Genomic DNA, 18,825 nt, shown 5'->3' on the forward strand with positions numbered 1-18,825 from the left:
TCCTCCAGGCAACACTGCTGTAATGAGGAAATAATCAACTCTGCTGCTTCCCTCAGTCAATGGGTACCGCCCAGATAGTTGAGGATCTCATCAGTAATGGCAGAGTCATCGGGGCGACGGTTACACTGATCCGTATGCCGACGTCAGCCCCGCCCCAGAACCGCTTCGAGCGGCGCCGCGCCGAAACCCGTCAGGCCCTCGTCCGCGCAGCCCGGCAGATCCTCGCGGAGACCGGCGACACCAGCGCCAGCATCCAGGCCATCGCCGAGCGCGCGGACGTCGGATTCGGATCCTTCTACAACCACTTCGCGTCCAAGACGGAGCTGTTCGACGCCGCGGTAACCGACGCCCTGGAGGAGTTCGGGCAGGTCATCGACGAACGCGTGGAAGGCATCGACGATCCGGCCGAGCTGGTCGCGGCCGGCTTCCGGCTCGCCGCCCGGATGGCCGACTCCCACCCCGAACTCATGCGGATCCTGCGCGACCGCGGCCTGTCCCACATCCACTCCGACCGCGGCCTCTCCCCGCGCGCCCTGCGCGATCTGCAGATCGGCATCGCATCGGGCCGCTTCACCTGCGCCAACGCGGCCACCGCCCTGTCCGCCCTGGGCGGCACCCTGCTGTCCCTGGTGGCTCTCCGGCTGGACCGCCCGGACCTCGACGGCGACGAAGCCGCCGCCGACCTGGCCGAGATGGTCCTGCGCATGCTCGGCGTCCCCCCGGACGACGCGCACGAGGTCACCCGGCGCCCGCTGCCCGAATCCGCCTGACAACGTCCCGCACCCGGAGCGCAGCCGCCTGTGGTGCCACGCCGGCGGCCACGAGGAACGCAGCCGCTGCGGCCGCACCCGTGGGGTCCGCCCACGGGCACCCGGCGTTCTCCTCGGCGAGGGCCAGCACCAGTGCCTCCAGCGCCTGAGCGAGTACGGGGGCGGGAAGAAGGTCCGCGAAGACGCCTTCACGCTGACCGCGCCGTAGGGTCGCGACGGCCGCTTCGCGGGCCGGTGCGAGGGGGGCACGGAACGCGTCCTCGCCCGGGCAGCGCCGACCCAAGGCCAAGAGCATGCGGTAGTGATCGCCCGCCGCCCATGCCGCCAGCACCATCCGCGTCATCGCCTCGATCGGGTCGGCATCCGCGATACGACCTGCGGAGAACGCCTGTTGGAGTTCGCCGCCTGCTTCCTGGATCAGGTCGGCGATCAGCGCCTGCCGGCCGGAGAAGTGTCCGTACAGGGTGCGCCGGGCGACGCCGGCCGCCTCGGCGATGCACTCGAGACTCGCGTCGGGGTCCTCCAGCAGTCTCTGCCGGGCGGCCGCGAGGATGCGTCTGCGGTTGGAATGGGCATCCCTGCGCTGCGGAGCACGGCCCATGATGTCGGTCGTCTGCACGGCTGTCTCTCTCCACGGTTGCCGGAGAACCGCGGGCGCCGGTGCTCCCTCACGCACCGGCGCCCGACTCACCCCTGCCCAGGGTGGCTCGATGTCCTGCTGACAGGCGTCAGGGGACGAGGATGAGGCGGATCGGGTCGCCGACCTTGTTCTCCAGACGGCTGACCGCGTCGGCCGCGTCCACCAGCGGGATGTGGTCCGTGATGGAGGGGGCCAGGTCGAGGCGGCCTGCCGCGGTCAGCCGCACCAGTTCGGACACCGACTCGGGGCTGCCGCCGTAGTGACCGCGGACCTGCTTGCACATGTAGTTGAAGGTCAGACCCTCGGTGATGGTGAGCGGCCTGGGGGTAATGCCCACCAGGATCAGGGAGCCGCCCAGGCCGAGCACGGAGGCGGCCTGCTCGCGCACGGCGGGTACGCCGGCGCAGTCGAAGGCGAAGTCCAGGCCCCGTCCTTCGGTGGCCGCGCGGACCTGGTCGGCGAAGTCGGGCGCGGCCGGGTCCAGGGCGTAGTCGGCGCCGAAGGCCAGCGCGCGTTCGCGGGCGCTGGGCAGCGGGTCGACGGCGATGATCGGGGCGGCGCCGACCAGGCGGGCGAGGCGGACGTTGTGAGCACCGACTCCGCCCACGCCCCAGACGCCGACGGACTGGGCGGGACGGACACCTGCGGTGGTGACGACGGCGGCATAGGGGGTGGAGACCGCGTCGGGGATGATCGCGGCCTGGTCGAAGGGGAGGCTGTCGGGGATCGGGATGAGGGTGTCCTCACGGGCGATCACGTACTCGGCCCAGCCGCCGTCGTAGTCGATGCCGGCGGTGAGCATCCGGGTGCAGGGACGGCGGCGCACGCATCCGGCGCACGTGCCGCAGGTCTTGCCGGCCTCCAAAGTGACACGGGTGCCGACCGGCAGGCCGCGCCTGAGGTCGGGGCCGAGCGTGTGGACCACACCGGAGACCTCGTGGCCGACGGTGACCGTGTCGGAGGCGGCGAACAGCGGGACGAGGGAGCCGTCGATCAGGTGGACGTCCGAGAGGCAGACGCCCGCGGCCTTCACCTCGATGAGGACCTCGCCCGGGCCCGGCACGGGGATGGGGACCTCCTCCACGGCGAACTTCTTGCTGTCCAGGTGGAAGCGTCCGGCGAGCATGGTGTCCATGAAGATCTGCTTTCTCTGAGCGGCACCGCCCGAGGCTGGGGACATGGGTGCCATGGGATGTTTCGAGTGGCTTGTGGTGGCCGGGAGGCGTACGGCCGGCAGCGGAGGATGCCGCACGCCTCCCGGCGGCCGGGAGTCGCACGTCTGCACGGCGTGCGACGGTCAGGCGAAGACGTCCTGCTGGTAACGCTCGGCGGCTTCGAGCTCGGCGAGCCACTGCTGGGCCCTCTCGTCGCCGCAGCCGGTCTTCTGGCGGTAGATGGCGGCCAGTGCCTCGCGGACAGCGGGTGCCATACGGCGGCCGTCACCGCAGACGTAGAGGTACGCACCGTCCTCGATGGCCTGCCATACCGTGTCGGCGGCGCCCGCGATGGCGTTCTGCACGAACCGGGCGGGGTGGCCGGTCACCGCGGAGAAGGCGGTGTGGACCTGCGCGATCCCGGCCTGCTCCCAGTCCTGCATCTCCTGACGGTAGAAGTAGTCGTGCTCCGGGTGGCGGCAGCCGACGAAGACCTGCGACAGGCCGACCTGCATGCCGCCTGCGTGCTGCCGGGCCCGCTCCTCCAGGAACCCGCGCAGCGGCGCGATGCCGGTGCCGGGGCCGATGAGGATCAGCGGCGTGGTGGGGTCGGCGGGCGGGGCGAACGTCGGGGAGGGCACACGGACGTAGCCGTAGACGACGTCCCCGGGCTCGAGGCCGGCGATGTAGGAGGAGCAGGTGCCGCGGTACTGGCCGTCGCCGGACAGGGCCGGCCCTTCCAGCAGGCCGACGGTCAGGCGCACATGGCGCGGGTTGGCCGACGGGGCGGAGGAGATGGAGTAGAAGCGAGGGCGGATCGGGCCCATCATCTCCAGGAAGACCGCCAGCGGCAGTTCGACCGCCTCGAAGCGCTCCAGCAGGCCCAGCACGGAGATCCGCTTGCCGAGGATCTCCTTGCTGTAGCGCTCCTCGGCCTCCTCCGTGTCGGCGGTGTACGCCAGCAGCTGCGGCCGGGTCCACGGGCACTGGGTGTACTCGGCCAGGGTCTGGATCTGGGAGCGGGTGGCCACGTCCTGCAGTTCCAGGAACTCGGTGAGCAGGATGCCGGCAGTGACGGGGGTACCGACCGGCAGGTGGGTGCGGCCCCCGGCCGGCTGCTCGAGCCGGAGGACCTGGCCGTAGTCGACTCCGAGCCGCTTCAGCGCGCGCTCCACCAAGGGGACTTCGTTCTTGGCGAAGACGGCCAGGTGGTTGCCGGTGTCGTAGGTGACCTCGTCAGGCAGTTCGAAGGTGATGGACTTCGCGGACGGGCGCGGCAGCTCGATCCGGAAGTCCCACAGGCCGGTCGCGTCGGCCACGAGCTCCTCGTTGGCCACCACCGTGAGCGGGTACGCCTGCTCGGAGACGATGGCGGGGCGCACGTCGGACTCGGTGAGCAGCTGGACCTGGAAGCGCGGGCCGCTCACTTCGGAGGTGTCGGCGGCGTACTCCTCGGCCAGGGTGGCCCACAGGGTGTCCATCCACCGAGTGGCCATGCCGTCGAAGTCACCGGCGGCGTCCGCGATGCCGCGTTCGACAACCGGGGTGGCGCCGGCCGCCAGCAGACCTTCCTCGATCCTCTTGGGGAATGCCTGGTAGGTGGCCACCCACTGGGTGTTGCCGGCGCCCAGCAGTGCGAACCGCACGTTCGACAGCGAGCCCTCCGGCAGGCCGGCGGCGAGGAGGTCGTCGAAGCGCTGGGCGTTGTCGGGGGCCTTGCCGTTGTAGCTGGCGGCGACGACGGCGAGGAGGCCCTCGGTGGGCAGGTTGTCGCCCAGCTCGTCCAGGCTCACCAGGGTGGTGCCGAACCCGGAGCGCTCACCGCGGTCGGCGATGGTGCGCGCCAGGTCCTCGCAGGAACCGAGGCTGGAGCCGTAGGCGACGGTCAGGTTCACACCGACACCGCTGACCGCTGCCTGCGCCTGCGTGTCGCCGGTCTGCAGGTCGGCGGCGCCGAAGACGGTCCTCTGGTGCTCCTGACGCTTGCGGACGACGAGCTGGAAGTCGCCGGGCTTGCGCGTCAGCGCCTCGCGGACGTCCATCTTGTAGTCGGCGGTGTCGGAGAACCTGAACTTCTGCAGCACCAGCGCCAGGGCCAGGCGGGCCTCGGTGAGCGCGAACTGCCGGCCGATACAGGCACGCACACCGTTGCCGAACGGCTTGTAGGCGTGCGGGTGCTGCTCGGCGCGGTTCTCCGGCAGCCACCGGTCGATGTCGAACTCCTCCGGCCGGTCCCACGCGCCAGGGTGGGTGTGGAGCGCACCCATGAGGATGTTGGCCCTGGTTCCCTTCTTCAGCTCGTACCGGTCGCCGATGACGGTGTCGTCGATGGGCGCCTTGGCGATCATCGGGATCGGAGCCCACAGGCGCAGGGTCTCCTCCAGGATCCGCGGGATGACATCGAGCTGCATGATCGTGTCGTAGTCCGGGATGGTGTCGCCCGGCAGCAGGCGGTCGACCTCCGCGTATGCCTGCGCCAGGACGTGCGGGTTGCGCATCAGCGAATACGTGGCGAAGGAGAGCAGGCCGCTGGTCGTCTCATGACCGGCGATGAGGAAAGTCACCACCTGGTCGCGGACGTTCTCGTCCGCAAGCAGCTTGCCGGTGTCCGGGTCGGTCGCTTCCAGCATGAGTCCCAGCAGGTCCTCCTCGCCGGTGCCCTTGCCCTCGCGGCGCTCCTTGATCACGCTCTCGACCAGGTCGCGCATGAGCTGGATGTTTTCGCGGTACTTCCTGTCGTCGCCCTTGCGGAGCTTGGTCATCATCGGCAGCTCCTGTGAGCGCCGTAGCGACTCGATCAGCGCCTCCAGCAGCGCGTTGAGAAAGGGATGCAGCTCCTCCTTGTCGAAGGACTGGAAGCGGTAGCCGAACCCGGACAGGGCGATGGTGTCGAGGGTGAGCCGGGTGTAGTCGTCGGTGATGTTGACCGGCTGGCCTTCCCGGCTCTCCCACTTGCCGACCAGGTTCCGGGCGATCTCCAGCATCTGCCCGTAGTAGGTCTTCATGGCCCGCTGGCTGAAGGCCGGCAGCAGGATCCGGTGGGCCATGGCCCACTCCTCTTCATGCTGGTGGGCGGTGAACAGGCCCGCACCGGTGAAGTCCCGCACATGGTTCAGCGGCGTCTTCTCGATCTGCTTGAAGAACCGCCTCTCGTCGCAGACCTCGGCCACCAGGTCGGGGTCGTAGACGAAGACTTGCTCGATGCCGGCGATGTCCATGCCGTAGATGCCTTCGGGGAACTGCTTGGACAGCTCGTTGAAGTACTCCACCGGGTTGGTGGCGGGGATCTGCGGCGTGTGGCCGAGCAGGGGTATGCCCCGGGGGGAGCGGATGGGGCGAAGGTCGTTCGCGGAGTGCGTGGTCATGGCTTGCTCCTCGGCGTGGAGGGGATGGGCAAGGGCGCGTCGCGCAGGTCGATGCTGTTGCGCCAGAACAGAAACATACGCCGTATGGAACTAGTACCGTACGCCGTACGGAAACCCTGCGCAACCCGCGAGGCAGGCCGGTGACGCAGTGATTCGACTCACTTCCATACAGCGTACGAAACTGGTACCGTACGTGATATGGAAAAGAAGGTGAGGCGCCCCCCGCGGGGGACCAGAAAAAGGGATGTGCCGCTTACCGAGGCAGGCATCTATGACGCCGCCCTGCGGCTCATCGATGAGGACGGGGTCGAGGCGCTCACCATGCGCAAACTCGCCACGGTGCTCGACGCGAACCCGATGTCGCTGTACCACCACGTACCGAACAAGGAAGCCGTGCTCCGCGGCGTGACGAGAATGGTCGGCGCCCAGTTCCGCACCGTGACGCTGCAGGACGCGCCGTGGCAAGAGCGCTTCCGCCTGCTCGCGATGGACTTCCGGACCCTGGCGCACCGTCATCCCGAACTGCTGGCCTACTCGTTCAGCCACCAGCCGGACTTCATCCAGCCCGACGATCCCTTCTGGACCGCGCTCACTGCGATCGTGGCCGCCGCAGGGGTGTCGCAGGCTGAGGTGTCGGAGACCGCCGCTCTCATGGTCGCCGTCGTCGTCGGTGTCCTCAGCGCCGAACTCAACGGCTCTCTCCGGCAATGGGCGAGCCTCAAACCGGCCGGGACCGCCGTCGACGAGGTCACGGACACAGACCAGGCAGGCCCTCACCAGGAGCACATGTTCCGTCTGGTCATCGACACACTCATCACGGGCCTGGAGGGCCAGCTCGGCGCAGGTCGTAACGGCCAGGACGCCAGCCGCTGAGTCGGGAGTCCCAAGGCGTTGCAGACTGGCGCGCCCGTGATCGGGCGAGTCCAGCCTGCGACGCACTTGGAGCCACCCGTCCCCTGCAGGATGACCGTCCCGGAGCAGCCGCTGCCGGTTTGCCCGAGGCCCGGCGCCGAGACAGGACAGGGCGAAGCGAGCCTGCGCCAGGATGTCGGCGGTTGCTCCGCGGCCGAGCTGGGCAAGACCGATGAGCAGGTCGTCACGGACCGCTCTCGGCGAGACACCGGCGGCCTGCGGGAGCCGAGTGGCGCTGGTCAGCGATTGGGGCTGTAGCGCTTGGTCGCGCCGCTGAAGCGCTGCTGGACCGCCTGTCGAGTCACCCCCAGGACGGCACCGATGTCGGCCCACGAGGAGCCGTGCGTCCGACAGTGCTTGACGTGTTCCTCGATCAAGGCAAGGGCCAGCTCCTGCAGTTGGCCGGCGAGCTCCGCGGCGACGGCCAACCGGGCAATCCGGTCGTGCTGCTCCGGACCTGCAGGACGCGTGGTGTCGCATCTCCGGTGGACCTCCGCGATGAGATCGCCCAGATCCGCAAGAGCCCTGAGGGGACTTGCCCTTCTGGTCGCGTCACCTGCAGGAGCGTCGAACGTCATCGCAAGGGCGAGTCGGCCGTGGGCGTCAGTGCGGACTCGTCGACATCGATGATCTGACCGATGTCGAAACCCTCCATGTCCGCGCGGAATTCTGGACTCGACAGGTACGCCTCCAGCCGCTCCCGCATGTTGTCGGCGTCCCGGTAGGAAACGAGGGCGTACAGCCGGGGCGTCCCGCTTCCGGGTGCCGCGGGCACCGTCCAGACGCCGTGTGTGGTGATCCGGTGCTTAGCCATACCGGGAATGTGCCGGGCCCAGACGTTCTCGTAGGCGGAGAGCGCGTCGGGACTGCGCAAGGTGTAGACACGGAGCTGGTACTGCGACATGACGCTGGTTCCTTTGCTTTCTGAGCATGGATGGTGGTCGGTCAGCCGGGGCGGAGCAGGTGTGCCAGTTCGGCATCCCAGTCGATGTGTCCGGACTCTGTACCCCGGGGGACCAGAGCCTCCGTTTCCCGGAGGAAGGAGCGGATCTCCTGCACGGGGGCCTCCAGCAGAGCGGTGCCCGCGGAAGACCCGAGGGCGATGTAGACCGACTGGTCGCCCCGCCCCGCTGCCGACCAGATCCGGACGTCCGCGTGGCCTGCACAACCCTTGAGGCCGTCAGCCAGAAGATCCCGCCCCAGGACCCACTCGACCGTCTCGTCACAGTCGACGAAGAAATCGGCGTGGACGACATAGGGATCAGCGGGCTCGTACCGCAGACGTACGCAGAGGGGCAACGAGCAGGCGTGCGAGACGATCAACTGCACGCTCACCCGCCGCGCTACGGCCTTCAAGGGCTTCTTCATCGACTTTCACTCCTGGGTGTGGCTCTGCTCGCCCCAGCCGTCGCGCTCCCAGCGGTTGCCGTCCTGCCGGTAGGACCTGTCGGACGTCCGGCCGTGTCCCTGGCCATCCCAGCGGTAGAAGTACCCGTCGCGGTAGTAGAGACCGTCGCAGTCGTGCCGGGCCGAGTCGGTGCCGTGGTGGTCCTGGTGCCAACCGCGGAGGTCGTCGCAGGAGTAGCCCCGCTCGAGCAGGTAGCCGACACCGTGGTCCCAGCTGTTGTCAGCGGCCGCGGCCCCGTCGGTCGGGCGCTGGGCATGCGTGGACGCAAGCGGCGCGGCCGAAGCGGTGCCACCGGCACCGAGGGCGGCGACACCGGCGACCGCGACGGAGGAGACAGTGAGGGCGATGCGCTTCGTGAGCTTCTTCATGATCTTTCCTTCCCGGTGGCGTGATGCGCCAACGGCGGTTCTGTCAGGTGCTGTGTGCGCCTGACCGGGTCCGGCAGGCAGTTCCATACGTCGTATGGAACTGTGCTCCCATTATTAACATACGCCGTATGGATGGGGTGACGTGACAAAGGCAACTACCCGGCGTACGCGCCAGCACGCGGTCGGGTCGGCCGGACGACGGCGGCCGGAGCGGGCCTCGGTGATTGGTGGCTTCACCGGCTCGAAGAGCGGCTCAGCCCAAGGCGAAGTCATGGACGTGTCCGCGCCTACTCGCCGGCTGCCACGGACCCGCTTCGTCAGCAGCTGACAGAACGTCCTGCTGAGCTTGGACCGCTCCCCCACTGCACCGGCCCTGCAGTGTCGGGTTTGCGATCGCCGGAAGGCGGGACGACTATGTTTCTAGGGCGAGATGACCGCGCACACCCTGTGCCGACGCCGTCGACGTAGCGCCCCCTCCTGGTTGCGCACACGCTCCCAGCCACACGCGTCGCCGTGAAGGAACGGGACCGAATCTGCTCAGTCAGTGGCCTGGCCGGGGCGACGGGTGGGGCACCCGGCCCGGTCGCCTGACGGGAGCCTCGAGAAGCCGACCCGTGGCTTCATGACCAGGACTTCTTGACCGGGTCGCTGGTCGCGGTGGGGTGGGAGGCAGAACGGAAGGAGTCTGCCCATGCGGATCGTCGTGGACCTGAATCGCTGCCAGGGCTATGCACAGTGCGTGTATCTGGCGCACGAGGTCTTCAGGCTGAACGGTCAGGAGGCACTCACCTATGAGCCGAACCCCGATGACGCGCGGCGCCTGCAGGTGGAGCGAGCGGCCGCGGCGTGCCCGGTGCAGGCGATCATGATCGACCGCGTGGACGGCGCGGAGGGGAGCGAGGCGTCATGACCTTGCCGGCAACGGTCGCAGAGCTGGTGCGCGGGTTCCGGGCCAACGGCCGGATCGTCATCGTGGGTGCCTCCCTGGCCGGACTACGGGCCGCGGAGACCCTGCGCGACGAAGGCTTCACGGGTTCTCTGACCATCATCGGGGACGAGCCGTACGAGCCCTACGACCGTCCGCCGCTGTCCAAGCAGGTACTCAAGGGCTGGGTGCCGGCCGACCACACGAAGCTGCCGCGCATGCGGGACGTGGATGCTGATTGGCGGCTCGGGGTGGCCGCCACCGGGTTGGACCGGGTCACCAAGCAGGTGCGCCTGGCCGACGGGGAGCATGTCCCGTACGACCGGTTGCTGATCGCCACGGGCACCCGCGCGCGACAGTGGCCGAACCCGGCCGAGGCCGTCCTGCACGGGGTGCACACGATCCGCTCGCGTGACGATGCGGAGCAGTTGCAGAAGGAGCTGGCCGAGCCGCCGTCGGGGGTGTTGGTCATCGGCGCCGGCTTCATCGGCTCGGAAGTGGCCTCTGTCTGCCGGGAACTGGACATCCCGGTGACCGTCGCCGAGCGGGGTTCGGCGCCATTGGTCGGCGCGCTGGGCGGGGTGATCGGGGAGATCGCCGCGCAGATGCAGCGCGATCACGGCGTGGACCTGCGCTGTGGGCTGGGCGTGTCGTCACTGGAGGGCGATTCCGAAGGGCACGTGCGGCGTGCGCATCTGTCGGACGGATCCACCGTCGACGCCGACGTGGTGGTGGCCTCGCTGGGGTCGATCCGCAACGTGGAGTGGCTGGAGGGCTCCGGGCTGGCGGCCGGTTTCTGGGGCGTCGGGTGCGATGCCGGTGGGCGAGCCTTCGACATCAACGGCGTGGTCACCGACAGTGTCTACGTGGCCGGCGACGTGGCGCGTGCGCCACATGTGCTGTACGAATACCAGTTCCTGGCGATGGAGCACTGGGACAACGCTGTGTTCGGCGCCGAGATCGCGGCGCACAACATGGTGAACCTCGAGCCCCACTATCGTCCGCATCTGTTGCTTCCCGGTTTCTGGTCCGGTCAGTTCGGTGTGAACATCAAGTCCGTCGGTGTGCCGCCTTTCGGTGACGAGATCGTCTTCACCCAGGGGTCCGTCGAAGAGCGCCGTTTCGCCGCCGCCTACGGTTACCGAGGCCGGATCGTCGCGGCCGTAACTTTCGACCACGGCAAGTGGCTGGAGTACTACGGGAAGCTGATCGAGCGATCTGGCCCGTTCCCGCCTCCGCCGCCGGGCTGGGACCAGCCGCCCGAGGCGAAGCCGATGCCAGCGGAGTTTCCGGACCCGCGGGTCCCGACGGCGGTCCCCGACGTCGTCCTGACCGGACATGCGCCCAGCGAGCGGACGGCTCAGTTCAGGCCGCGCGCGCACTGACACCCTCGTCGGGCCGAGCCCGTAGGCGGACAGCATCGACAGGAAGAAGGAGGGGAGCTTCGTGGTCGAGGAAACCCCCTGGCAACAGGCCCTCCGCTACGCCAACCGCGCCAATCCGTACCCCTTCTACGAAGAACTGCGCAAGCAACCGGTGGCGCGGCAGCCGGACGGCACCTATGTCGTCAGCACCTACCAGGAGATCGTCGCGCTGCTGCACGACCCCCGGGTCAGTTCGGATCCACGGAAGTGCCCCGCCCCGGCCGCGGCCCGGGCGGCGGGCTCGGCGGAGCCGGTGGCCGAGCCGATCAGGGAGGCGTTGACCGAGCCGAACATCATCACCTGCGATCCGCCCGAGCACGATCGGGACCGCCGGACGATGATGCCGCACTTCGCCGGCCCGCCGCATGCGCCTCATCTGATCTCCGACCTGGAGCCCGACATCCGCCGTCTTGTGGACGGCCTCCTGGACGACATGAAGGGCAAGACCCGGATCGATGCCGTCGACGACTTCGCCTACCCCTTGCCGGTGACGGTGATCTGCAAGGTCCTGGGCGTGCCCCTGGAGGATGAGCCGCGCTTCCACCAGTGGATCGAGACCGCACTGGACGCTCTGGACTTCGGCCCCGAGGCCGCCTCCGAAGAGATCCAGAGCCGGCAGGCCGGAGGCAGACAGGCCGTGCAGGAGTTCGGGCAGTTCGCAGCCGAGCTCCTCGACAGGTTCGCCCAAGAGCCACGACCGGGCATGCTCTCAGCCTTGGTGAACGAGGACGGCCCGGAGGGACGGATGTCCAAGGGTGTGCTCGTGAGCAACACCCTGCTCCTGATCTTCGCGGGACACGAAACCACGGTCAACCTCATCGCCCACAGCGTGCTCACCCTGCTGCGCCACCCCGACGCACTCGAGAGGTTGCGCCGTCGGCCCGAGCTGATCGTCCCCGGCGTGGAGGAGTTGCTGCGCTTCGAGTCGTCGGTGCAGTTCTGGCACACCCGCTCCGCCGTGGAAGACATCGACATCGCCGGCACCACCATCCCGAAGGGCGCGCCGATCTTCCTGGCGTACGGCTCGGCGAACCGCGACCCGCAACGGTTCACCGACCCCGACAGACTCGACCTCGAACGCCGTGACAACGAGCACCTCGGGTTCAGTCAGGGCATCCACTTCTGCTTCGGCGCTCCGCTCGCGCGGCTCGAAGTCCAAGTGGCGGTCGCCGAGTTCGTCCGCCGGGTGCAGAACCCCCGGCTCGTCCAGGACCCCCCGCCCTACCGGCACAACCAGATCTTCCGTGGCCCGCGACACGTCCTGGTCGACATCGACGGCATCCGTGACTGACCCGTGTCCATGAGGAAGCGCTATGCGGGCTTTTCAACTCGCCGGTTGGCGGCAGCCGCCCGAGCTGCGCGAGGTACCGGTGCCCGAGCCCGGCGCGGGGCAGGTCCTGGTGAAGGTTGCGGGTGCCGGTGCCTGTCACTCGGACCTGCACATCATGCAGGCATCAGCACCGCTATCCGGCTTCACGAAGCTGCCCTCCACGCTCGGCCATGAGAACGCGGGATGGGTGGAACGACTGGGAGCGGGCGTCACCGGGTTCGAGCCCGGAGAACCTGTGATCGTCTACGGCTGCTGGGGCTGTGGCATCTGCGCCAACTGCCGTCACGGCTGGGAGAACTACTGCCAGCACCTCGGCGGCCAGGGTACGGGCCTGGGTGGTGGTCACGACGGCGGCATGGCCGAGTACCTGCTGGTCCCAGCGGCGCGCTCCCTGATTCCGCTCGGCTCCCTCGATCCCCGCCAGGCCGCCCCGCTCAGCGACGCCGGACTGACCGGCTACCACGCCGTGAAGCGGTCGCTGCACCTGCTGGGGCCGGGGGCGACCGCGGTAGTCATCGGGGCCGGCGGTCTGGGCCAGATGGCCATCCAGATCCTGCGCGCACTCAGCGCGGCGATCACCGTCGTCGCCGTGGACACCAACGCCGGCAAGCTGGAGACCGCCGGGCGCATGGGCGCCGACGAGGCTCTGTTCTCGGGCGACGAGGCGATCACCCGCATCAAGGACATGACGGCGCAGCAGGGCGCTCAGCTCGTGTTGGACATGGTCGGCGTAAACCCGACGTTGCGGATGGCTGCTCAAGTGGCAAGGACGCTCGGTCACCTGACCATCGTCGGCCTCGGCGGCGGAGCCCTGCCCGTCGATCTCTCCAGTCGTGAATGCCGTCGTCGCCCCCGAGCGGGCACGCCGACCAAGAGAGGTGCCATGGTTGCGGTGGCCGCAGGTGCAATCGCCGGACCGTCGGCCCGGCGGGGGGTGGCGCTGTCAGCCGCAGGAGTGATCGTGACAGTCCCGCTGCCGACAGGAGTGTGCGCCGGGCCGGCACATGCTGCTCCTGGGGACGCACCGTGACCGAGGAGGCGTCACGGCTGACGACCGGCGTACGGCGGCCCTATCTGATCGTGAATCCGCGTTCGGGGGGAGGGAAAGCAAGACGGTTCCGCATCGCGGAACGAGCACGTGCTCTGGGAGCTCAGGTCTTCCTGATCGATCATTCGCTGACCCAGGACCTGGCGACTGTCGCCCGACGTGCCGTGGAGGACGGTGCGGACCTGCTGGGGGTGGCCGGCGGAGACGGTACGCAGGCGCTTGTGGCCGAGGTGGCCGCGGAGAGCGACCTGCCCTTCCTGGTCGTTCCGGCGGGTACCCGCAACCATTTCGCGATGGATCTCGGTCTGGACCGTGCGGACCCTTCGGCCGCGCTGGAGGCCCTCAGGGACGGCGTCGAGCTGCGCGTGGATCTGGGATATGCAGGCGTACGGGTCTTCGTCAACAACGTGTCGTTCGGCGCCTATGCCGCCCTGGTGCAGGACCCCGCCTACCGGCAGGACAAACTGGGCACCGCGGTGCGCATCCTTCCGGAATTCCTGGCCCGCCACGAAGGCCCGGAGTTGATGGTTCACGCCGGGCCGCTCACGGTGCACGGGCCGGATGCCGTGCTGGTGAGCAACAACCCTTACCAAGTGGATGACTTCGCCGGGCTCGGCAGGCGGGCGCACCTCGACTCCGGCCTTCTGGGAGTACTGGCCGCCAGGGCAGAGACGCCGGCCGAGACGGCCGCCAGGCTTCGCAGTGGGCAACCGCACGGCCTCACCCGTCTCGCCACGCCCGACGACGTCGTCGTGTACGCGGACGTCCCCGCCCTCACCGCCGGCCTGGACGGCGAAGCCGTCAGCCTGCCGACGCCCGTACGGTGTCTTATCAGCCCTCGGGCGCTCCGGGTATGGGTCCCCCGGCATCGTCCCGGCGCCGGGACCTCCGTGCGACTACCAGGTCGGCCCTGAACCGGCTGGACAGCACATCAGCGACTGGTCATCGCTCGGCGCGTTTCTTCGGGCGCTGCCCCACCGGCGTCCAGTGGCGGTAGAGCCGTACCGGCGCAGCACGCCACCGGTTACGGCGTTGTCGGCAATTGAAGATCGGGCCAGAACCGTGTGGCTGAGAACCCGAGCTGCTGACTGGGGCAGCGCGAGCGGCCGGCGCGTGCCGTCGCCGCCTGCCCGGTGCAGGTGGTTCGGCTGCTGGTGAACGCCAATCTCCGGCAGGACCCGTCCGCATATCCTCCGGACATGGTTGATCAACGCTCGGTCGACGTCGGCGAGGTCCGGCTGGCTTATCAGATGTCGGGTCCTCCGGATGCTCCGCCGCTCGTCCTGTTGCACGCGCTGGGCGAGGATGCCACCGACTGGGAGGCGGTTGTGCCCGCCCTCGCCCGGAGTCGAAGGGCGTATGCCCTCGATCTTCGCGGTCACGGCCGAAGCGACTGGCCGGGGGACTACTCACTCGAACTTATGCAGGCCGATGTGCTCCGGTTCCTGGACGCGCTGGGACTTGGACCAGTGGATCTGATCGGGCACTCCATGGGCGGGATCGTGGCCTACCTGCTCGCGGAGGACCATCCGCAGCGGGTGAACCGGCTCGTTCTGGAGGATGTGCCGGTCCCCCGTCCCCGCGAGCCGAGCACCCCGGCCAGGCCGGACGGCGCCCTGACCTTTGACTGGGAGATGGTGCTGGCCGTCAGGCGGCAGATCGACCAGCCCGATCCCAGGTGGCTGGAGCGACTCGGCCTGATCACCGCCGAAACCCTAGTGCTCGCCGGCGGCCCACACAGTCATGTTCCCCAGGACGGTGTCGCCGAGCTCGCCAGCCGAATCCCTGGCGGGCGAGTGGTCACCATCCCGGTTGGACACCTGATCCACCACGCAGCTCCGGAGGCGTTCACCGAGGCGGTTTCGGCGTTCCTGGAGGAAAACTTCCGGCCTGCCCGCCAAGTATGAGCGCGGTCACAGGCCGTGACGTGGGGACGGCCGCACGGGTGCTTCGAGTGTGCCCAAGAAGTGGGCCCGTGCGGCTTTGTCCCATCCTGCCTTCACCGGCGTCTCGCGTGCACATCTCGGCGGTTTGATCGAGGAGTTGGCCGTCGGTGTTCACCGACCGAGTGCTGGTCGCGCTGGTCCACCTGCGCAGTCAGCTCCCGCACGCCGCGCTCGCCGAGTTGTACGGGGTCGGCCGCTCCACCGTCACCGAGGCCATCGGCGAGATCCGCCCGCTGCTCGCCGACCGCGGCTTCGCTGTCCCCGGCCAGTCTGGACTGCGCCTGCGAACATTGGCCGACATGTCCCATCGATCCGCAAGGTCACCCCCTCCGCATCGGCGTAGGGCGGGCCGCACCCTGTGGTCCGGGGTCGACCGGCCCGGAAGAATGCACGCTCAGACCGCGATGCGCACCGAAGGCATCGCCGAGCGATTCCGTCTCCACCCGGACGTGAGAGCCGAGGTGGATGAGGGTTACCGGGGTCTGGCGAACGAGTTACCCGAACAGGTCAGTGCGCCGCCGAAGAAGCCGAAGGAAGACGCCCCGCTCGGTGACCAGTACGAGTACAAGCAGTGGCGCCCCCTGCAGCGCTTCCTCGGCCGCCGTGAGCACTACCCGGCCACGCACCGGGCCATCGCTGGCCTGGTCTCCGACCGAGCCGCCCAGCGGCCCACCCGCCGCAAACCGAGCACCGAACTCGTGCCCGTCACCCCGATGACCTGCTAAATCAACCACCAGCCGAACTCTCAGGTCATCACGCCTCAACATCAATAGCCGACGACGTCGTTACAGGCGGCGCGGCCTGCGGTGTCGGCAGCCACAGCTCCGAATCTGACCTTTTGATCAGATCTGAGGCTCTTGACGCCCGGGCGATTGCATCTGATTATTTCATCAGAAATGAACGAATCCCCTAAACAAGACATACCGCACCGTGTGCCGCTCATAGGGACATCGCCGTTCACCACGGCTGCACACAGGGTCGCCGGGCCACATGCCCGACGCTCTTACTTCCGCACCGATGGGACACACCGCGATGACCAACAGTGACCACAGCCTCCTCACCGAGCCGGTGAGCCCTCCCGAGGTGCCCGATGCCGCGATAGCGATGATCGATGACGAGGGCATCGTCGTGGGGTGGACGCACGCCGCCCAGCAGCTCGTCGGCTATGCGGCAGGGGAGGTGGTGGGCCGGTCCGCCGCACACGTGCTGCCGCCTTCCGAGGACGCCCGTAGGGCTTCGGCGTTCTCCGAGCAGTGCCGTGCACAGGGCGGCTGGTCCGGCACCGCGGCGATACGCCACCGCGACGGCCACACGCTCAGCATGACGCTGCGGGTTTCGCTGCTGCGGGGGCAGGACGCCGGCACTCGCTGGCTGGTGTCCGTGACGGACATAGGGTCCCTGTCCTCGGGGGCGACCGGGGGACCGGTACGCGAGTCGCTCCTTGCCCGAGCCCCGATCGGCATCGTCGTGTATGACCCGCAGCTGCGTTGTGTGTGGGCCAACGACGCCATGGAGCGTCACGACGGCATTCCTCGTCACCGACGCTTCGGGCGCGGTCTGAAGGACTCACTGCCCGCCGTCGAGGCCGAAGCACTCAAGATCGTGATGCGGCAGGTACTGGAGAGCGGCTCGACGACGGTGCACGAGTACCGTGCGTGGCCGCCTGCGGACCGCCCCCGTGAGCATGCGTACGCGGCCTCGTTCTTCTGTCTCCAGAACGCGGACGGCGCGCCGCTGGGTGTGTGTGCCATGACGGTGGACGTCACCGGGAACCGGCGGGCGCGCGAGCGCCTCGCCATCCTCAGCGAGGCCAGCACACACATCGGGAGCACCCTCGACGTGATGCGGACCGGCCAGGAACTGGCGGATCTCGCCGTACCCCTGTTGGCCGACCACGCACTCGTCGACCTCGTGGAGTCGGTTCCGTTCGGCGTCGAGCCGTCGGCACGCACCTGCACCTCGAGTGACCGGGCGCAGTTGCTGCGCCGTGCCGGTGTGGCCTCCGTCGACCTGGGTGTCCTTGAACTGCCGTGGGTGCGTGAAGAGGTGGTCCACGCCCATCCCGACTCGCCGTTCTCGGCCGCCATGCGTACGGGCCGGTCGTACCTGGAGCCGGTGGTGGACACGCATTCCGGCCCCTGGGTCGGCCACGACCCGTTGCGGGTGCGGAAGGTACGCGACAGCGGCGTCCACTCCCTGATGGTCGTCCCCATCCGCGCCCGGAGCTGCGTGCTGGGACTGGCACTGTTCGGCCGTTCCCTGGAACAGACGCCGTTCCAGGAGGACGACCTGCTCCTTGCCGAGGAGTTGGTCACCCGGGCCGCACTCTGCCTGGACAACGCGCTCCAGTACGCACGCGAGCGCACCGCCGCCCTCACGCTGCAACGCGACCTGCTCCCTCATCGGGTACAGGGCGGTGCCGCCGTTGAGGTCGCCTCACGCTATGTGCCTGCCGACGCGGACCACGGTGTGGGGGGTGACTGGTTCGACGTGATCGAGCTGTCCGGTGCCCGGGTGGCCCTTGTCGTCGGCGATGTGGTGGGACACGGCATCAACGCTGCGGCGACCATGGGCCGGCTGCGCACCGCAGTGCGCACCCTCGCGGACCTGGACCTGCCCCCCGATGAACTGCTGGCGCATCTCGATGACACGGTCCGGCGGCTGAACGATGAGGACGCCGACGTCTCCGACCCGGTCCCCGCGGTGGTGGGTGCCACCTGTCTGTACGCCGTCTACGACCCGGTCACCCAACGGTGCACGATGGCGCGTGCCGGACATCCGCCGCCCCTGATCGTTGACGCCCAAGGCAGTGTCACCGCCCCCGACCTGCCCACCGGAGCCCCGCTCGGCCTCGGTCTGGGCCTGGTGCCTTTCGAGTCCGTGGAACTGGAGCTGGCCGAGGGGAGTGTGCTCGCCTTCTACTCCGATGGCTTGGTGGAGTCCCGCGGCGAGGACATCGACGTCGGCCTGCAGTGCCTCGCCACCGCACTGGCGAAGCCGGGAGCGTCCCTGGAGGAGCTGTGCTCGCGGGCGATGAAGAGCTTGCCGGCCCAGGCGTCGGCCGACGATGTCACCTTGCTTCTCGCGCGGACGCGCGCGTTGCAACCCACCCATGTCGCATCCTGGGACCTGCCGCACGAACTCGTCACCGTCCCGACGGCTCGGCACCTGGCTGCCCGTCAGCTCAGACAATGGGGTCTGGAGCCGCTGGTGACGCCCGTGCAGTCCATCGTCGGCGAACTGGTGACCAATGCGATCCGCCACGGTGGCGGCCCGAGCCGCCTGCGGCTCATCCAGCACCGGGTTCTGACGTGCGAGGTCACCGACACCAACACCAGCCAACCGCGCCCCCGTCATCCCCGCGTTCTCGACGAGCACGGCCGCGGGCTTTACATGGTCGCCCGGATGTCGCGCAGGTGGGGTTCCCGCTCGGCAGCGGACGGCAAGGTCGTCTGGGCCGAACAAGACCTGCCATCAACAGCCGGTGCGCTCTGACGCGCCGGCCGACGACACAGGATCCCCCCTCCTTTCGTAG

General features: G+C 68.8%; 17 protein-coding genes. 10 read left to right on the top strand and 7 right to left on the bottom strand.

Going from position 1 to position 18,825, the window contains the following annotated elements; genetic code table 11:
- Window positions 1-134: 134 nt before the first annotated feature.
- Window positions 135-770: a TetR/AcrR family transcriptional regulator gene (locus PV343_RS04235; RefSeq protein WP_319145388.1), complete on the top strand. Its 636-nt coding sequence runs from the start codon at window positions 135-137 to the stop codon at window positions 768-770.
- Here PV343_RS04235 and PV343_RS04240 read toward each other — a convergent pair.
- The 3 genes from PV343_RS04240 to PV343_RS04250 all read right to left on the bottom strand — a co-directional run bounded on the left by PV343_RS04240 (window position 739) and on the right by PV343_RS04250 (window position 5,929).
- On the bottom strand, window positions 739-1,389 hold the full coding sequence (locus PV343_RS04240; protein WP_319145389.1) for a TetR/AcrR family transcriptional regulator: 651 nt from the start codon (window positions 1,387-1,389) through the stop codon (window positions 739-741). The two genes, PV343_RS04235 and PV343_RS04240, sit on opposite strands and share 32 nt — an antisense overlap.
- 109 nt (window positions 1,390-1,498) lie before the next feature.
- Window positions 1,499-2,545: a zinc-binding dehydrogenase gene (locus PV343_RS04245; RefSeq protein WP_319145390.1), complete on the bottom strand. Its 1,047-nt coding sequence runs from the start codon at window positions 2,543-2,545 to the stop codon at window positions 1,499-1,501.
- Window positions 2,546-2,707: 162 nt separating this feature from the next.
- Window positions 2,708-5,929: a bifunctional cytochrome P450/NADPH--P450 reductase gene (locus PV343_RS04250; RefSeq protein ID WP_319145391.1), complete on the bottom strand. Its 3,222-nt coding sequence runs from the start codon at window positions 5,927-5,929 to the stop codon at window positions 2,708-2,710.
- 198 nt (window positions 5,930-6,127) lie between these two features.
- On the opposite strand from PV343_RS04250, the gene PV343_RS04255 reads away from it, so the two are divergent.
- Entirely contained in the window at window positions 6,128-6,802 is a 675-nt protein-coding gene (locus tag PV343_RS04255) for a TetR/AcrR family transcriptional regulator (protein WP_319145392.1), read from the top strand.
- 278 nt (window positions 6,803-7,080) lie between these two features.
- Here the strand turns inward: PV343_RS04255 and PV343_RS04260 are convergent, their stop codons facing one another.
- The 4 genes from PV343_RS04260 to PV343_RS04275 form a co-directional block, all read right to left on the bottom strand.
- Window positions 7,081-7,269: a hypothetical protein gene (locus PV343_RS04260; protein ID WP_319145393.1), complete on the bottom strand. Its 189-nt coding sequence runs from the start codon at window positions 7,267-7,269 to the stop codon at window positions 7,081-7,083.
- Between the two features lie 146 nt (window positions 7,270-7,415).
- The gene (locus PV343_RS04265; protein WP_319145394.1) at window positions 7,416-7,745 is read right to left on the bottom strand and encodes an NIPSNAP family protein; all 330 of its coding nucleotides are present in this window, start codon (window positions 7,743-7,745) and stop codon (window positions 7,416-7,418) included.
- A gap of 41 nt (window positions 7,746-7,786) precedes the next feature.
- Window positions 7,787-8,209 carry an SsgA family sporulation/cell division regulator gene (locus PV343_RS04270; RefSeq protein ID WP_319145395.1) on the bottom strand — a complete coding sequence of 141 codons (423 nt, stop codon included), beginning with the start codon at window positions 8,207-8,209 and terminating at the stop codon, window positions 7,787-7,789.
- A 6-nt stretch (window positions 8,210-8,215) separates the two neighbouring features.
- Window positions 8,216-8,617, bottom strand: coding sequence for a hypothetical protein (locus PV343_RS04275; protein WP_319145396.1), 402 nt, complete (start codon window positions 8,615-8,617; stop codon window positions 8,216-8,218).
- A 691-nt stretch (window positions 8,618-9,308) separates the two neighbouring features.
- On the opposite strand from PV343_RS04275, the gene PV343_RS04280 reads away from it, so the two are divergent.
- The 8 genes from PV343_RS04280 to PV343_RS04315 all read left to right on the top strand — a co-directional run bounded on the left by PV343_RS04280 (window position 9,309) and on the right by PV343_RS04315 (window position 18,785).
- Window positions 9,309-9,527: a ferredoxin gene (locus tag PV343_RS04280; RefSeq protein ID WP_319145397.1), complete on the top strand. Its 219-nt coding sequence runs from the start codon at window positions 9,309-9,311 to the stop codon at window positions 9,525-9,527.
- A complete protein-coding gene (locus tag PV343_RS04285; protein WP_319145398.1) occupies window positions 9,524-10,927 on the top strand; it encodes an FAD/NAD(P)-binding oxidoreductase in 1,404 nt (467 codons plus the stop codon). Before PV343_RS04280 ends, PV343_RS04285 begins: the two co-directional genes overlap by 4 nt.
- A gap of 61 nt (window positions 10,928-10,988) precedes the next feature.
- A complete protein-coding gene (locus PV343_RS04290) occupies window positions 10,989-12,257 on the top strand; it encodes a cytochrome P450 (RefSeq protein WP_319145399.1) in 1,269 nt (422 codons plus the stop codon).
- Between the two features lie 22 nt (window positions 12,258-12,279).
- On the top strand, window positions 12,280-13,326 hold the full coding sequence (locus PV343_RS04295) for an alcohol dehydrogenase catalytic domain-containing protein (protein WP_319145400.1): 1,047 nt from the start codon (window positions 12,280-12,282) through the stop codon (window positions 13,324-13,326).
- Window positions 13,323-14,258 (top strand): diacylglycerol/lipid kinase family protein, encoded by a 936-nt coding sequence (locus tag PV343_RS04300; protein ID WP_319145401.1) that lies wholly within the window; start codon window positions 13,323-13,325, stop codon window positions 14,256-14,258. The genes PV343_RS04295 and PV343_RS04300 overlap by 4 nt, the downstream gene beginning before the upstream one ends.
- 285 nt (window positions 14,259-14,543) lie before the next feature.
- Complete coding sequence (locus PV343_RS04305) at window positions 14,544-15,251, top strand: alpha/beta fold hydrolase (protein WP_319145402.1); 708 nt, start codon at window positions 14,544-14,546, stop codon at window positions 15,249-15,251.
- 146 nt (window positions 15,252-15,397) lie between these two features.
- Window positions 15,398-16,015: a helix-turn-helix domain-containing protein gene (locus PV343_RS04310; RefSeq protein WP_415923450.1), complete on the top strand. Its 618-nt coding sequence runs from the start codon at window positions 15,398-15,400 to the stop codon at window positions 16,013-16,015.
- A gap of 307 nt (window positions 16,016-16,322) precedes the next feature.
- Window positions 16,323-18,785: a SpoIIE family protein phosphatase gene (locus tag PV343_RS04315; RefSeq protein WP_319145404.1), complete on the top strand. Its 2,463-nt coding sequence runs from the start codon at window positions 16,323-16,325 to the stop codon at window positions 18,783-18,785.
- Window positions 18,786-18,825 lie beyond the last annotated feature (40 nt).

The sequence above is a fragment of the Streptomyces sp. WI03-4A genome, from assembly GCF_033792105.1.
In the GTDB taxonomy this organism is placed as follows: domain Bacteria; phylum Actinomycetota; class Actinomycetes; order Streptomycetales; family Streptomycetaceae; genus Streptomyces; species Streptomyces collinus_A.

What these genes read in the sequence shown, in the direction of transcription:
- PV343_RS04235 (WP_319145388.1), top strand. Translation starts at nt 135, where the DNA reads ATGCCGACGTCAGCCCCGCCCCAGAACCGCTTCGAGCGGCGCCGCGCC.
- PV343_RS04295 (WP_319145400.1), top strand. Translation starts at nt 12,280, where the DNA reads ATGCGGGCTTTTCAACTCGCCGGTTGGCGGCAGCCGCCCGAGCTGCGC.
- PV343_RS04270 (WP_319145395.1), bottom strand. Translation starts at nt 8,209, where the DNA reads ATGAAGAAGCCCTTGAAGGCCGTAGCGCGGCGGGTGAGCGTGCAGTTG.
- PV343_RS04315 (WP_319145404.1), top strand. Translation starts at nt 16,323, where the DNA reads ATGACCAACAGTGACCACAGCCTCCTCACCGAGCCGGTGAGCCCTCCC.
- PV343_RS04280 (WP_319145397.1), top strand. Translation starts at nt 9,309, where the DNA reads ATGCGGATCGTCGTGGACCTGAATCGCTGCCAGGGCTATGCACAGTGC.
- PV343_RS04275 (WP_319145396.1), bottom strand. Translation starts at nt 8,617, where the DNA reads ATGAAGAAGCTCACGAAGCGCATCGCCCTCACTGTCTCCTCCGTCGCG.
- PV343_RS04305 (WP_319145402.1), top strand. Translation starts at nt 14,544, where the DNA reads ATGGTTGATCAACGCTCGGTCGACGTCGGCGAGGTCCGGCTGGCTTAT.
- PV343_RS04250 (WP_319145391.1), bottom strand. Translation starts at nt 5,929, where the DNA reads ATGACCACGCACTCCGCGAACGACCTTCGCCCCATCCGCTCCCCCCGG.
- PV343_RS04255 (WP_319145392.1), top strand. Translation starts at nt 6,128, where the DNA reads ATGGAAAAGAAGGTGAGGCGCCCCCCGCGGGGGACCAGAAAAAGGGAT.
- PV343_RS04265 (WP_319145394.1), bottom strand. Translation starts at nt 7,745, where the DNA reads ATGTCGCAGTACCAGCTCCGTGTCTACACCTTGCGCAGTCCCGACGCG.
- PV343_RS04285 (WP_319145398.1), top strand. Translation starts at nt 9,524, where the DNA reads ATGACCTTGCCGGCAACGGTCGCAGAGCTGGTGCGCGGGTTCCGGGCC.
- PV343_RS04245 (WP_319145390.1), bottom strand. Translation starts at nt 2,545, where the DNA reads ATGGACACCATGCTCGCCGGACGCTTCCACCTGGACAGCAAGAAGTTC.